The organism is Janthinobacterium sp. PSPC1-1, from assembly GCF_049897625.1.
GTDB lineage: Bacteria > Pseudomonadota > Gammaproteobacteria > Burkholderiales > Burkholderiaceae_D > Janthinobacterium > Janthinobacterium tructae.
In genome coordinates, this window is the sequence record NZ_JAFCWP010000001.1 from 426,556 (window position 1) to 440,331 (window position 13,776).

11 protein-coding genes are annotated in these 13,776 nt (G+C 64.0%); 6 read left to right on the forward strand and 5 right to left on the reverse strand.

The window, feature by feature from the left end; translation table 11 throughout:
• Positions 1–178: 178 nt before the first annotated feature.
• The 5 genes from ACP7EG_RS01875 to ACP7EG_RS01895 all read left to right on the forward strand — a co-directional run bounded on the left by ACP7EG_RS01875 (position 179) and on the right by ACP7EG_RS01895 (position 6,337).
• Positions 179–1,240, forward strand: coding sequence for a porin (locus ACP7EG_RS01875; protein WP_426086192.1), 1,062 nt, complete (start codon positions 179–181; stop codon positions 1,238–1,240).
• Positions 1,241–1,243: 3 nt separating this feature from the next.
• Positions 1,244–2,230 (forward strand): Bug family tripartite tricarboxylate transporter substrate binding protein, encoded by a 987-nt coding sequence (locus tag ACP7EG_RS01880; protein ID WP_426086193.1) that lies wholly within the window; start codon positions 1,244–1,246, stop codon positions 2,228–2,230.
• Positions 2,231–2,276: 46 nt separating this feature from the next.
• Positions 2,277–3,374, forward strand: a complete 1,098-nt coding sequence (locus ACP7EG_RS01885) for an ABC transporter substrate-binding protein (protein ID WP_426086194.1) — start codon at positions 2,277–2,279, stop codon at positions 3,372–3,374.
• 69 nt (positions 3,375–3,443) lie between these two features.
• Complete coding sequence (locus ACP7EG_RS01890) at positions 3,444–5,234, forward strand: ABC transporter permease (RefSeq protein ID WP_426086195.1); 1,791 nt, start codon at positions 3,444–3,446, stop codon at positions 5,232–5,234.
• A gap of 29 nt (positions 5,235–5,263) precedes the next feature.
• A complete protein-coding gene (locus tag ACP7EG_RS01895; protein WP_426086196.1) occupies positions 5,264–6,337 on the forward strand; it encodes an ABC transporter ATP-binding protein in 1,074 nt (357 codons plus the stop codon).
• 48 nt (positions 6,338–6,385) lie between these two features.
• On the opposite strand, the gene ACP7EG_RS01900 is transcribed toward ACP7EG_RS01895, so the two are convergent.
• The 3 genes from ACP7EG_RS01900 to ACP7EG_RS01910 are packed head-to-tail and all read right to left on the reverse strand — an operon-like array spanning position 6,386 to position 8,035.
• Positions 6,386–7,171 carry a DUF2145 domain-containing protein gene (locus tag ACP7EG_RS01900; protein WP_426086197.1) on the reverse strand — a complete coding sequence of 262 codons (786 nt, stop codon included), beginning with the start codon at positions 7,169–7,171 and terminating at the stop codon, positions 6,386–6,388.
• Positions 7,172–7,176: 5 nt separating this feature from the next.
• The gene (locus ACP7EG_RS01905) at positions 7,177–7,587 is read right to left on the reverse strand and encodes a hypothetical protein (protein WP_426086199.1); all 411 of its coding nucleotides are present in this window, start codon (positions 7,585–7,587) and stop codon (positions 7,177–7,179) included.
• 25 nt (positions 7,588–7,612) lie between these two features.
• On the reverse strand, positions 7,613–8,035 hold the full coding sequence (locus tag ACP7EG_RS01910; RefSeq protein ID WP_426086201.1) for a hypothetical protein: 423 nt from the start codon (positions 8,033–8,035) through the stop codon (positions 7,613–7,615).
• A 160-nt stretch (positions 8,036–8,195) separates the two neighbouring features.
• On the opposite strand from ACP7EG_RS01910, the gene ACP7EG_RS01915 reads away from it, so the two are divergent.
• Positions 8,196–8,939: a helix-turn-helix domain-containing protein gene (locus ACP7EG_RS01915; protein WP_426086202.1), complete on the forward strand. Its 744-nt coding sequence runs from the start codon at positions 8,196–8,198 to the stop codon at positions 8,937–8,939.
• A gap of 22 nt (positions 8,940–8,961) precedes the next feature.
• Here ACP7EG_RS01915 and ACP7EG_RS01920 read toward each other — a convergent pair whose 3' ends face one another.
• Positions 8,962–10,416 (reverse strand): DUF3999 family protein, encoded by a 1,455-nt coding sequence (locus ACP7EG_RS01920; protein ID WP_426086203.1) that lies wholly within the window; start codon positions 10,414–10,416, stop codon positions 8,962–8,964.
• Complete coding sequence (locus ACP7EG_RS01925; RefSeq protein ID WP_426086204.1) at positions 10,413–13,610, reverse strand: DUF2339 domain-containing protein; 3,198 nt, start codon at positions 13,608–13,610, stop codon at positions 10,413–10,415. The genes ACP7EG_RS01920 and ACP7EG_RS01925 overlap by 4 nt, the downstream gene beginning before the upstream one ends.
• Positions 13,611–13,776: the final 166 nt, after the last annotated feature.

Below are 13,776 nucleotides of genomic sequence, written 5' to 3' on the forward strand. Positions count from 1 at the left end.
TGCAGTGTAAGCCTGGCGGCAGGGGCGGCGATGAATATGTTTGCGCCCCTTGTGGCTGGCCGGCGACACCTGTCATGCTGAAAGCCAATTGAAAGGATGGCGCTTATATAGTGTGATCCTGATTCACGAAATGAATCAGGCATATCACCAATAACTATATCTAAGGGAGACACTTTACATGAAAAAAACTGCATTCTCGCTGGCCGCCATGGCGGTGCTCGCCGCTGCCGGCAGTGCCCACGCCCAGTCGAACGTCACCCTGTACGGCCGCCTGGACGCCGGCATCAGCAATACCAGCAACGCCGGTCCGAACAAAAGCTCGATGACGCAAGTCAGTTCGGGTGGCATGAACACCTCGCGCTGGGGCATCCTGGGCAGTGAAGACCTCGGTGGTGGCCTGAAAGCCGTGTTCAATCTGGAAGGCGGCATCCTGGTCGACACGGGAGCGGCCGATGGCGCGCTGTTCAAGCGCCAGGCCAATGTGGGTCTGGAAGGCGCTTTTGGCCGCGTCGTGCTGGGACGCTCGTTTACCACCGTGTATGATTTCGTGCTGCCGTTCGATCCGATGGCCTATGCGCCGTTCTACTCGTGGGCCACCTCGGCCAACGCGACGGGCCCGAGCAAATACGGCATGACGACGGCCTTCGACAACATGGTCAAGTACTCGGGCAAGACGGGCGACTTCAGCTACGGCGCATCGTACGGTTTCGGCGAACAGTCGACGGGCAACTCGGACAGCGCCAAGCTGTCGACGGCCGTCACCTACAAGACGGGTCCTGTCAGCCTGCTGGCCACGTATGAGCGCGTCAACGGCAATGCCATCGCCGGCGGCGCGCGCGACAAGAACGTCGTGTACCACCTGGGCGCCATGTATGACGACGGCCCGTGGAAAGTGCAGGCGGCGGCGCGCGACTACAAGCTCGATCCGGCTGCTTCCGGCAAGGCCGACGTGCGCGGCACCCTGTACTGGGGCGGCGTCAGCTACAAGACCACGCCGGTCATCACCCTGACGGGCGTGATCTACTATCAGGACGTGAAAAACGTGGCTGCCAACCTCGATGCCGATCCGATCATGTACGTGGCGCGCGTGCGCTATGCGCTGTCCAAGCGCACCGACCTGTACGTGGCCGGCGCCTACGCCAAGGCCAAGCACAACCAGCTGGTCAGCCTGTCGCGTGACGACGCCGGTTTCGGCGACACGCAGCGTGGCGTGATCGCCGGCATCCAGCACCGCTTCTAAGCCATGACCATGCTGCGCTTCCTGTTTCTGTTGCTGCCATGCCTGCTGCCCGTATTTGCCGGGGCACAGGTGGCTACGCCAGCGCCGGTCGAGTGCGTGGTGCCGTCCAAACCGGGCGGCGCCATGGACCTGACCTGCAAGCTGGCGAAAAAAGGCCTGGCGCAGGAGGGCGTGGCTGGCGTGGCGGGCCCGATGCGCATCAGTTATCTGCCCGGCGGCATCGGCGCCGTGGCCTGGCATTCGATGGCATCGCAACGCCGCCGCGCGGAAGCGAACACCCTGGTGGCGTTTTCGGGCGGTTCGCTGCTCAATCTGGCGCAAGGCAAGTTCGGCAACGCCAAGACGGGCGACGTGCGCTGGGTGGCGGCGCTGGGCGCCGACTACGGCATGATCGCCGTGCGCAGCGATTCGCCCTACAAGACCCTGGCCGACCTGATCGCCGCGCTGCGCCAGCATCCGGACAAGGTGCTGATCGGCGTCTCCGGCACCATCGGCAGCCAGGACTGGCTGAAAATGGCGCTGCTGGCGCGCCACGCCGGCATCGACCCGAAAGTGCTGCGCTTCGTGGCGCTCGAAGGCGGCGGCGAAGTGTTTACGGCGATGCAGGCCGACTATGTGCAGGTGGTCTCGGGCGACACGTCGGAGGCCACCCTGAACGCCAGCGCCAACCATGCGCGCGTACTGGCGGTGCTGTCGGAAAAACGCCTGCCCGGCGTGCTGGCGAACGTGCCGACGGCGCGCGAGCAGGGCTTCGACGTGGTCTGGCCCATCATCCGTGGCGTGTGGATGGGACCCCAGGTGCCCGAGGCGGACTACCAGCGCTGGGTGGCCACCTTTGACCGCGTCATGGCCACGCCGCAGTTCGCCGAGTGGCGCGCGCAGGCCGGCTTGTACCCATTCGCCCTGACGGGGCCGAAGCTGACCGCGTATGTCAGGAAGGCGGTCGATGAGTATGCGAGGCAGGCGAATGAGCTTGGCCTGATGCGCTGAACGGCATTCCATTTAAAAAAACTATTTCACAGACGGAGACAATCCCATGCAAACCAAGACCCTGCTTCAAGCCGCCCTTGCCACCGCGTTTGCCAGCCTGGCCGGCGCCGCTTTCGCGCAAGTGCCGCCCGGCTATCCGGCCGATTACCAGAAGATTGTGGACGCGGCCAAGAAGGAAGGCAAGGTGGTGATCTACAGCGCCACCGACAGCAAGGCCGCCGCGCCGCTGATCAAGGACTTCAGCGCCCTGTATCCCGGCATCTCGGTCGAATACAACGACATGAATTCTACCGAGGTGTACAACCGCTTCATTTCCGAAGTGGCGGCGGGCGGCAACACGGCCGACGTGATGTGGTCGTCGGCGATGGATTTGCAGATGCGCCTGGCCTCGGACGGCTACGCCCTGAAGTATAAATCGGTCGAAGCGGCGAAGATTCCTGGCTGGGCCATGTGGGACGACCAGGCCTACGGCACCACGTTCGAGCCGGCCGCCATCGTCTACAACAAGCGTTTGCTCGACCCCAAGGAAGTGCCGAAGAATCACGATGACTTCGTCAAGCTGATCGCCACGCCGAAATTCAAGGACAAGGTCACCACCTACGACATCGAAAAATCGGGCGTGGGCTTCATGTTCATGGCGCAGGATGCCAAGGAATATCCGCAATTCCTGGCGCTGGAAAACGCGTTTGGTACCGCCAAGGTACGCGTGCAGTCGTCGACGGGCACCATGATGGAGCGTATCTCCTCGGGTGAAAACCTGATCGGCTACAACGTACTGGGCTCGTATGCCCTGGTGCGCGCCAAGACCGACCCATCGATCGGCGTGGTGCTGCCCAAGGATTACACCCTGATCCTGTCGCGCGTGCAGTTCATCAACAAGAACGCGAAGAACGTCAACGCCAGCAAGCTGTGGCTCGATTACATCCTGTCGCACCGCGGCCAGACCATCATCGCCAACGGCGCCAAGCTGTTCGCCATCCGCGCCGACGTCACGGGCGAAACCACGTCGGCTGACCTGATCAAGCAAATCGGTGCGGCCAACGTCAAGCCGATTCCCGTGCACCCGATCATCCTGCAATTTCTGGGACCGGCCAAGCGCATGGCCTTCCTGAAACAATGGAAAGAGACAGCCGGCAAAAAATAATGCCGTCCTGGCCGTCCGCAGGCGCATGCCTGCGGACGGATGCCGCACCCTTCATTCATTGGATTCATCATGCAAACTGCCATCTTGCCGCTGCCTGCACGGTCGCGCTCTCCCTTGTCGCGCCTGAACTGGTCGCGCGGCGTGGTCGTGACGATCACGCTGGTCGCCATCTTCCTGCCGCTATTCCTGATCTTTTACCAGAGCTTTTTGAACGCGCCCTTCTTCATGCCGGTGCGCGAATTCGGCTTTGACTCCTACCGTTTCATCTTCGATGATCCCGATTTTGCCATGGCCTTCAAGAATGGCCTGATGCTGGCCTTCGGCCTGACCGTCATCGCCGTGCCGCTGGGCGGCATGCTGGCCTTTTTGATGGTGCGTACCGATTTGCCGGGCCGCGGCTGGGTGGCGCCGATGCTGCTGGTACCCATCTTTGTCTCGCCGATGGTGATGGGCTTTGGCTACGTCGTCTCGATGGGGCCCGTGGGCTTTTACTCGATCTGGGCCAAGGAGCTGCTCGGCTTCGTGCCCTGGAATATTTACTCGTTCACCAGCATCGTCATCATCGCCGGCCTGACGCACGTGCCGCACGTCTACCTGTATGCCTCGTCGGCCCTGAAAAGCCTGGGCTCGGACGTGGAGGAAGCGGCCCGCGTGGCGGGCGCTTCGCCGATCCAGGTGATGCTCAATGTATCGCTGCCGATGATCATGCCGGCGCTGGCGTATGCGGGCGTGCTGGTGTTCTTCCTCGGCTTCGAGGTGTTCGGCCTGGTGCTGGTGCTCGGTGATCCGGAAGGCCATCTGGTGCTGCCGACCTATCTGTACAAGCTGACGAACAAGCTCGGTACGCCGTCGTACCACCTGATGGCCGCCGTCGCCGTCTGTCTGGTGATGGTGACCATGCCGCTGGTGATGATACAGCGCTGGCTGCTCAAGTCCGCCAACAAGTATGTGTCGATCAAGGGCAAGGGCGCGCGCAGCAAGGCCATGCCGCTGGGGCGCTGGAAGTGGCTGGCCTTTGCCTTGCTGGCGGGCTGGCTGATCTTCACCATCATCCTGCCGTTGACTGGCATCGTGCTGCGCTCCTTCGTGCAGTACTGGGGCGAAGGCGTGCACCTGGCCGACGTGCTGACCCTGCAGCATTTCCGCGATATTTTCGACCAGCCGTCGCTGGTGCGCGGCATCGTCAACACCATCCTGATCGGCGTCGTCGGCGGCGCGCTGGCCGTGGGTTGCTACAGCTTCATCGCGCTGGCCATGCACCGCAAGCAGGACGGCATCACGCGCCTGCTCGACTACAGCGTGCTGGTGCCACGCGCCGTGCCGGGTCTGCTGGCTGGCCTGTCGTTCCTGTGGGTGTTCCTGTTCGTGCCGGCCTGGCTGGACGGCATGTTGAAAGGCATGGACAACGGCGTGGCCCTGTGGCTGAGCGGCCATGTGATCCCCGTGCTGCGCGAAGTGCGCTCGACCATCTTCGCCCTGTGGCTGGCGTATTCGGTGGTGTGGATGGCCTATGGCATGCGCCTCATTTCCACCGCGCTGCTGCAGGTGGGGCCGGAACTGGAAGAGGCGGCGCGCGCCGTCGGCGCCAATCGCGGCCAGGTGACGCGCGACGTGACCCTGCCGCTGATCAAATACGGCTTGCTGGGCGCCTGGCTGATGGTCTTCCTGATCTTCGAGCGCGAATATTCGACGGGCGTGTACCTGCTCTCGCCGGGCACGGAAGTGATCGGCGCCATGCTGGTATCGCTGTGGGCCGGCGGCTCGACCGACCTGGTGGCGGCACTGTCCTTCATCAATATCACCCTGGTGGCCATCGGCCTGGGCATCGCGCTGCGCTTCGGCGTCAAGTTACATAACTAAATATATAGACTAGAGACTGAGACAAGATCATGAATGAATTGACCGTCAATGAGCTGTACCTCGATTATGGCACCGGCGCTGCCGCCAACCAGATACTGAAGGGTGTTTCGATGCACCTGAAAAAAGGCGAAGTGGTCGCCTTGCTGGGGCCTTCGGGCAGCGGCAAAACCACCTTGCTGCGCGCCGTCGCGGGGCTGGAAAGCCCGAAGGCGGGCACCATCCAGATCGGCGAGCGCAATGTCTACGATGGCGCGAAACACTTCGAGATGCCGGCCGAGCATCGCAACCTGGGACTGGTGTTCCAGTCGTACGCACTGTGGCCGCACAAGACCGTGTTCGACAACGTCGCCTACGGCCTCAAGTTGCGCAAGATGGGCAGCACGGAGATCGCCGCGCGCATCAAGGAAGTGTTGACGCAGCTGGGCCTGGGGCATCTGGGCGAACGCTATCCGCATCAGCTGTCAGGCGGCCAGCAGCAGCGCGTGGCGATCGCCCGCGCACTGGTGTACAACCCGCCCGTGATCCTGCTCGACGAACCGCTGTCGAACCTGGACGCCAAGCTGCGCGAGGAAGCGCGCGCCTTCTTGCGCGAACTGATCGTGCGCCTGGGCCTGTCAGCCCTGATGGTGACGCACGACCAGGGCGAGGCGATGGCCATTTCTGACCGTATTTTGCTGCTGAATAACGGCAAGATCGAGCAGCAGGGCACGCCGCAAAGCATGTATGAAACGCCGGACACCCTGTTTACGGCCGAATTCATGGGCAGTAACAACCGCCTGCCAGGCAAGGTGGTGCAGCGCGATGGCAACCAGGTGCGCCTGCTGGTCGACGGCGCCGCCATGCAGGGCGTGGCGCGCGGCGCCAACGTGGGCACGGACGTGACCACCATGATCCGCGTCGAGGAAGTGAAGATCAGCGCCACGCAGGTGGACAACGCCATCGAGCTGCCGCTCCTGACCTGCATGTACCTGGGCGACCGCTGGGAATGCCTGTTCGAGCGTGGCGGTGCCGAGAACATCAGCCTGCGCGCGTATTCGCGCCACAAGCTCGAAGCGGGCAAGTACTGGCTGCACATGCCGGCCGATAAACTCTGGGTGTTTTAACGGTGACGAGGTGGCCATCCTGGCCACCTCGTCCGTGCTGCAACGTCCTTAGTTTCCCCGTACCACGATTTCCTGCACCTTCGGTTCGCGCTGGCGCATGAAGCGCACGATGGAGTCGACGGTGACGACGTCGATCTGGCGCGTCATGCGGCGCTCGAACGGGTGGTCGTCAAAAGCGATATTCGCGCGGAACATGCGCGCGCCCAGGCGCGTGGCGGCGGGGATGCTCAGCGTTTGCGGCGCGTAGCTGGCGCTGCGCAGCCAGCCTTGCGCTTCGGCGCGCGTTTCGATCTTGCCAGGCTCGTTGCTGGCCGCGGCCAGGGTTTCCAGTACCCACTGGTTCGAGTTCTGGTACTTGGTGGAAAACGGGTAGGCCAGCATATTGTAGTGCGGCTCATGCAGGCGCTTGGGCGTGTTGCTGGTCAGCAGGCGCACCAGTTGCTGCTGCGTATCCTGGCCGGGAACCAGGATCAAGGTTTCATACATGAACACATCGTCCATGAAGAAATTGCCCAAGCCTTCGTTGTACAGCGACGATTGCGCCGTGCCGCACTCATTGAGTTCATGCACCACCAGCCAGCGCCCTTTCGGGTGGTCGCGCCAGGCCAGCGCCATGTGCGAATAGCGCAAATTGTACTTCGACAGGTCTTGCCCGGCGCGCGCCACCAGCGCCACTTGCGCGCCGGAGGCATCGAGCGCCTGCAGGGTCTTTTGCGCCAGCTCCATCGATTTGACGAGGGTGCTCGCATCCGTTGGTTTTTCCTCGCACGAGCGCCCCGCATGGGCGGCGCCGGCCAGGGCCAGGCTGATGATCATCACGGTCAGGCGTTTCATGGGGTTCACGCTTTCGAATGGTGGAGGATGGCATTGCCGGCCGCGTTCGGCACATAGGCGATGGCCTTGCCCGACAGCAGCAGCATGTGGCCCGTCGAGACGGCCACCACCTTGACCACCGTGCCGGCCGACAGCGACAGGCCTTGCGTGGCCTTCTGGCTCAGCTTGACGGAGGCCGTGGCGGCGGAAGATGCGCCCCTGGCTGCGCTTTTCAGCACGAGGACGCTGCCGTCGGCCACGTCTTCCACCTTGTCGATGACGATTTCACCGGCGGCGGCCAGCACCGACATGGAGCCGACCAGCACGATGGCCGAGGCCATGCTGGCGTTGTCGGAGGCATTGGTGGTGTCGGAGTTGGCGGCCTGGACATGCAGGGTGGCAGCGCACAGCACGGCGATGGCGAGCAGATGTTTCATGGGATAGTGGCTTTGCATGGGGGAGTTACACTTTGGAGTGGTGCAGCAGGGCCTTGCCCAGTTCGTTCGGGATAAAGGCGATGGCCTTGCCGGAAAGAACCAGCATATGGCCGGTGGACAGCGCCACCACGTTGACCACGGTGCCGGCCGCCAGCGACAGGCCCTTGGCTGCTTGCGTGCTCATCTGGATGGAAGCGCCGCCCGCTTCGGACGCGCCTTTCAGCACGATGACGATGCCTTCGCCCACCGTTTCCACGCTGGCGACGACCACCTGGCCGGAAGCGACCAGCATCGACATGGAACCTGCGACGACGACGGCGGAGCCCTGGCTGAGGTTTTGCGAGCCTTTCGACAGGTTCTCCGAGGCGGCGGCATGGACCAGGCCGGGAGCGGTTACGGAGAACGTCAACAGCGACAGGGACAGGCAGAGGGGCAGCAAGCGTTTCATGTGTTTCTCCTTCAAGTGTGCCAAGTGGCAACGCCATCATTGTAGACTGTGGGCAATTGGTCAATGAAAACGCTACTCGTAGCGGGCAGGCATACCGCAGGTAGCGTATTGCGCTACTTTTTTACCGTTGGAACCGATGCAATTTTTATAAAGGAAGTGCATGCCGCAAACCCACGCCTTGATCGAAGCCTTGAAACGCCTGTTGAAAGCGCGCGCCGTCACGTACGCCGAACTGGCCCAGCGCATCGGCGTGTCCGAAGCCAGCGTCAAGCGGATGTTTTCGCAGAAGCAATTCACCCTGCAGCGGCTGGACCAGATACTGGTGGCCGTGGGCAGCGATTTCCAGCAGCTGGCGATGGCCGTGCAGGCGGCGCATGCCGCACCGACCCTGATCACGGGGCTGACGTATGCGCAGGAAAAGGAAATCATCGAAGACACCAGGCTGTTCGTGGTGGCCGTCTCCGCCCTGAACTTGTTGCCGCTGGAACAGATCGTCGCCATCTACGACATCAGCGAGGCGCAAGCCGTGAAATACCTGCTGCGCCTCGACAAGATCGGTTTTCTGGAACTGCTGCCGAATAACCGGGTCAAACTGCTGGTGGCGCGCACGTTTGCGTGGATACCGAATGGCCCGATTCATACCTATTTCAAAAAGGAAGCGTATGGCGATTACCTGAATTCGCAATTCGATGGCGAGACAGAATTGCTGCGCCTGGTGAACGTGATGTTGTCGAAGAAATCCACGGCAGCCTTGCTGGAGCGATTGAAGCAAGTGGCGGTGGAATTCTCGCAGCAACACCAGGAAGACGCGCGCCTGCCTGGCGACGAGCGCCTGGCCATCAGCTTCATGCTGGCGGCGCGGCCGTGGATGCCGCAGACGTTCAAGGCACTGCTGCGGCAGTAGCGGTGGCGATGTCGCGGTCAGGCTAATGCTCGTGCTTGTCGGCACTTCCTTGTTCCTCTTTCATCTGCGACAGCAAGCGCCAGGCAAAAAAGCCCAGCACGGCCACGCCCAGCAGCAGTGCGGCCCACAGTGCGGCCAGGCGCCACGGTGCCCCGTCCTTGGTGACGCGTGGAGGGGCTTCAGCGCCGGCGTTGGTCTGGAGCGGGCCGGCGCTGGCCGTCTTCAGCGCCAGCAATTCATCCGCCTTGAAGCCGGGCGCCACCTGCGACAGCGGTTGCGCGACGGCGGCGGCGTCGCTGTTGCCGAATGCCAGCTGGTAGGGCTGCTTGCCGCTGGCCAGGAAGACGACAGTGGCTGGTGTCCAGCCCAGGCGCAAGGTGGGTGCATTGTCGGCGGAGAGCGGGTGTTCCGTGGATGTCTTTAGTACCCATTCTCCGGTCTGCGTCACGGGCATGGCCAGATCGCCCGAGATCCGTTCCTTGCCGTCGAGGCCGATGCGGTAAAACGTCGTGCTCAGCAGGGGATCGAAATATACGCCTTGCGCGGGACGCGCGTGCTGGCGCAGGTGCAGCCGGTGCCGGGGAACATAGCTGTTCTGGCGATACACGCCCAGAGTCACGGGCAGCACCGTATTGGTCTGCGTCAATTGCAGGGCGATGCTGTCGGCGGGAATGGCGAGGGGCGTGGCGTAGCGCCATTCATTCGCCTGCTTGCCGGGCAAACCTTGCAGCACGACGCTGGCGTGCGGCGCGGCGATGTCCGTTTCGCTGACGGCTTGCGCCGTAATCGCCGCAAAGGCCAGCGGTTCGCCCGCTTGCCAGCTCAGGCGCGCGTAGTGGAAAGCGCGTGGCGCAAAGGCGATGCTGTCGTTGGCCAGGGTTTGCGTGTCGCTGTTGCTGAGCCAATTCAGGGTGGTGGTGCCGATGGCGTCCCATTGCTTCAGGTCATCGCTTACTTCCAGCAGTACTTGCGCACTGTAATTGTCCGTACGGGCCGGTGGCGTGAAGCGCAAGGCGGCGATGCGCTTGTCTTGCGTTTGCTTGCCCAAGTCGAGGATCAGCGCTTGCAGCGCCGCCCCGGTCGCTGCCGTGCCGGCCCGCGTGCTGACCGACAGCAGCCGGCCATCGTCGGCCGTGCGGATGTCGATGCCTTGCAAGCCATCGCCAGTTGCAGGCGCGCCCGTCACGGGGAAAATGCGGGCTGGAATGTTCGTGCGCTGCGTGGCCGATTGCGCCGGTGGCGCGCCGATGGCATAGGCCAGGCGCTTGCCGTCGGCGTCGAACAGGCGCAGGTCGGCCAGGCTGACCGAGCTGGCGTGCAGGTAGACTTCCCGGGGCAGGGAAAGCTGGACAATGCCTGCGCCGGCCGGCACGGTCATCGGCATGCTCCAGCCGTAGTCCTGTGGCCGGTCCTGGCCAGGACCGGCCAGCGCGGCGCCTGTCACCAGCAGGCTGCAGCAGATCAATGAGGCTTTCATGCGGCTCCTTGCTGAGGTTCGGCTGGCGCTGGCGCGGCAGCCTTGGGGAAGGGCGCCAGGTAGCCGATCAAGACCATCAGCAAGCCGACACCGACAAAGGAGATGATGCGTTCGATGCCGCCCACGTTCGACAGGTCGATCAGGAACAGTTTCAGCACGACCAGCCCCAGCAGCACGGCACCCATGCTCCATTGCTGGCGCCGCTGCTGGCGCGCCGCGTGGCGCATCAGCAGCAGGGCCGTGACGCTCCACACCAGCGACAGCATGGCTTGCACGAACTGCGAGGCCAGCATGGCGTCAAAGGTGTATGGCACGCCCAGATAGTGCGAGACCGTGCGCAGCAGCATCAGGTTGAACCAGACATACACGCAGCAGGCGGCCACGGCGGGCAAACGCGCTTGCCACAGGGCGGGCAATGGCACTTGTTTTGCTGGCAGCAAGCGGTAGCTGGCGATGGCCAGCAGGATGGCAAAGCCCGTGCTCAGGTCCAGCGGATTGAGCAGTGGCAAATAGGGCAGCGGTGCCATGGCGCCGTCGTCGACAATATTCCACACGGCGATCAGCAGCAGCGACCACAGGGCGCCCAGCGGTATCAGGGTGCGTTGGTACCATGCGGCAATTGGCGCCACCGGCCAGGCGCCCGCGCGGCAGCGGCGGATCAGCCAGGCCAGCGCCAGCATCATGGCCCAGGCCGGCAAGTAGCGGGCCCAGGCAGGGCTGACGCTGTCTTCGTGGCGTGCCAGCCAGGCGTTGACGTACATGGCGCCCACGGGCCACAGCATCAGCCAGGGCGCGGCCGTGCGCAGCGTATGCAAGAAACGCAGCGCTCGCACGTCGAGTTGCCAGCCCGCTTGCGGCCAGGCCAGCAGCAGGTATTCGCCGGCCGCCAGGGCGCCGGCCAGGGCCAGCCAGCTCAAGCCCGTCGGCAGGTAGTCGCGCAGATACAGCGCCAGCAGCAGGTTGGCGCTCCACATGCCCAAACCGAGCCAGGCGGCCACGCTGAACCAGCGCAGTGGCGGCCAGTCCAGGCGCCGCGCCAGGACGGCGAACGCGGGCGTCGTGACGCACACGGCGATCAGGTACAGCGCCAGCCAGTGCTCGCCCGCGTGCGCTTGCAGCTCCAAGTCGCCGTCGATCAGGCGCAGCAGCCAGCTGGTGAAGGGCACGAGGATGGCGGCAAACCACAGCAAGCCGCTCCAGACCAGCAGGGGCCGCGCTACCAGGGCCAGCAGCGCGTCGCCGCCGCGCGCGCGCAGCGCCAGGAAACGGGCGCTGGCAAAGGCGGCGGCGCCCAGCAGCAGGGCGCTGAGGAAGGAGCCGTGGAACAGGTTGGCCGGATGCTGGTCCCAGGCCCAGCTGGCGCGGCTCAGCATGACCATGCCGGCCAGTACCTGCACTGCCAGCAGCAGGGCGCGCGGCGCATGCCATTGTTCGCGCCGCGCCAGCGCCGCCAGCAGGGCGGCCACGCCCAGGGCGCTGACGGTGAGCAGGTTCAGTTGCGTGGCAGCATCCGTGCGCAGCAGGATTTCGCTCCACAGGCCACCCAGCAGCCAGGCCGTGGCGGCCGTCAGGAAGAGCACGGACAGGCTGCGCATGAATTCCGGATACAGGTGGCTGGCGTGGCGGCGGAAATTGTAGGCCATCACCAGCGCGGCGGCGGCCAGCAGCGCGCAGCCGAGCCAGATGTTGGCCTGCAGGGCAGCTGCCGTATCGAGTCCTTGCATGGCGACGAGGAAGGAGATCCAGGCTGCCGCCTGTACCAGCAGGCCGAAGGCCCAGGCCAGGGTCTGGCGCTGGCGCAAGCCGACCCAGACGATGCCCGCGCCTTCCAGCGCCCAGGCGGCGGACGTCCAGCGGCCATCTAGTGCAAACGGGATGGCCAGCGTGCCAAACACGATGCCCAGCGCGAGGAAGGCTTCGGCCAGCAGTTTGAAACCGTTCCTGCGCCAGAGCGCCACGGCCAGTCCCGTGTAGGTCAGACCGGCAAGCAGCGCGGAAAACGCCAGGCCAAATTCAAAGTGCCGCACCAGCCCGTATTGCAGGCCCATGGCCGCCAGCGGCGTGCCGAAGACGAGGGTGCCATCCACGTAATGCTTGAGGCGCGGCGCCTGGCGTGCGCAGTAGGCAATGGCGATGCCGATATAGAACAGCACGAACAGGATCAAAAACAGCTGCGTCGACAGGTAGTGCTCGGGCGTATAGCGCAGCAGGCCCCAGGTGGTGGCGACGACAAAGGTGAAGCCAAAGCTGAGCACATTCAGGACGCGCCAGGCGCGTTTCAGGGCGATGGCGAAGACGCCCGCATTGAGCAGCGCGTAATAGCTGAACAGGCCGATATGATTGCCGCTGCCCGTCGACACGAGCAAGGGCACGGCAAAACCGCCGACGATGCCGAAGACGGCCAGCCAGACGGCGTTTTGCAGCACGGCCAGCAAACACGTGAACGCCGTCAGCACGAACAGCACGGCAAACGCCAGGCCCGCCGGAATCAGTTCATACAGGCGGAAGGCGCCAAACGTCACCAGCATCAATATCGCCAGCGCCGTGCCCTGCAGCGGCAAGCTGATGCCGGGGCGTTGGAGCCGGATGCGCCAGGCCCAGGCCAGCAGGGCGATGTCGGCCAGTGCGATGCCGGCCAGGCGCAGCTCGATGGGCAGCGTCACCTGTGCCGACACGTATTTGAGCAGGAAGCTGACGCCGAGGAAGAGGATCAGCAAGCCCAGCTTGGCAACCAGGTTGCCGGTAAATAACCAGTTCTTCGCCTTGGCAACGAGACCGTCCGGGTGCGCGATCCAGGATGGGGTGTTCGGTACGGCAGGAACTGGCTTGGCTGGAATCGGCGGGGCTGGTTTCGGCGGCAAGGGTGCGGCAGGTGCGGGGACTGCAGCCGGCGTGACCTTCGCCAGTTCGGTCACCTTGATCGCGGCCGCTTGCGGCTCGGGTGTGGGCGGCGGCAAGGGTGTCGGCACTGCCACTGGCGCCGCGCTAGCGGGTACGGCGGGTGCGATGGGCACGACGGTCCCTGCGGCCGGCGCTTCGGCCTGGCCTTCCAGTGCTCGCAGGCGCTGCCCGATGGCGTCGACTTCCTTGCGCAAGCGCGCCGTCAGCAACTCCAGATCCGCTACTTTTCTGCGGTGCTGCAGCACCAGCACGAAGGCGGTGACCAGCAAGGCCAGGATGGTCAATGATGTCATTCCAAACATGGAGGCAGCTTTCCGGGAGGGGCAGGCAGGGGCGCCAGCGATATGCGCACATTACCTTATTATTAAGAAACAAGCGATTTCTGTTGTGGCTGGGCAAGTGCCAGGAAGCGCGTGCGGCGGCAAGGCGAGCATGACGCGACAGGCTGTTTTCCGTATT

Excerpts from the sequence above, each read along its gene's own strand:
- ACP7EG_RS01925 (WP_426086204.1), bottom strand. The coding sequence starts at position 13,610 with ATGACATCATTGACCATCCTGGCCTTGCTGGTCACCGCCTTCGTGCTG.
- ACP7EG_RS01920 (WP_426086203.1), bottom strand. The coding sequence starts at position 10,416 with ATGAAAGCCTCATTGATCTGCTGCAGCCTGCTGGTGACAGGCGCCGCG.
- ACP7EG_RS01910 (WP_426086201.1), bottom strand. The coding sequence starts at position 8,035 with ATGAAACGCTTGCTGCCCCTCTGCCTGTCCCTGTCGCTGTTGACGTTC.
- ACP7EG_RS01905 (WP_426086199.1), bottom strand. The coding sequence starts at position 7,587 with ATGAAACATCTGCTCGCCATCGCCGTGCTGTGCGCTGCCACCCTGCAT.
- ACP7EG_RS01895 (WP_426086196.1), top strand. The coding sequence starts at position 5,264 with ATGAATGAATTGACCGTCAATGAGCTGTACCTCGATTATGGCACCGGC.
- ACP7EG_RS01915 (WP_426086202.1), top strand. The coding sequence starts at position 8,196 with ATGCCGCAAACCCACGCCTTGATCGAAGCCTTGAAACGCCTGTTGAAA.
- ACP7EG_RS01900 (WP_426086197.1), bottom strand. The coding sequence starts at position 7,171 with ATGAAACGCCTGACCGTGATGATCATCAGCCTGGCCCTGGCCGGCGCC.
- ACP7EG_RS01890 (WP_426086195.1), top strand. The coding sequence starts at position 3,444 with ATGCAAACTGCCATCTTGCCGCTGCCTGCACGGTCGCGCTCTCCCTTG.
- ACP7EG_RS01875 (WP_426086192.1), top strand. The coding sequence starts at position 179 with ATGAAAAAAACTGCATTCTCGCTGGCCGCCATGGCGGTGCTCGCCGCT.
- ACP7EG_RS01880 (WP_426086193.1), top strand. The coding sequence starts at position 1,244 with ATGACCATGCTGCGCTTCCTGTTTCTGTTGCTGCCATGCCTGCTGCCC.
- ACP7EG_RS01885 (WP_426086194.1), top strand. The coding sequence starts at position 2,277 with ATGCAAACCAAGACCCTGCTTCAAGCCGCCCTTGCCACCGCGTTTGCC.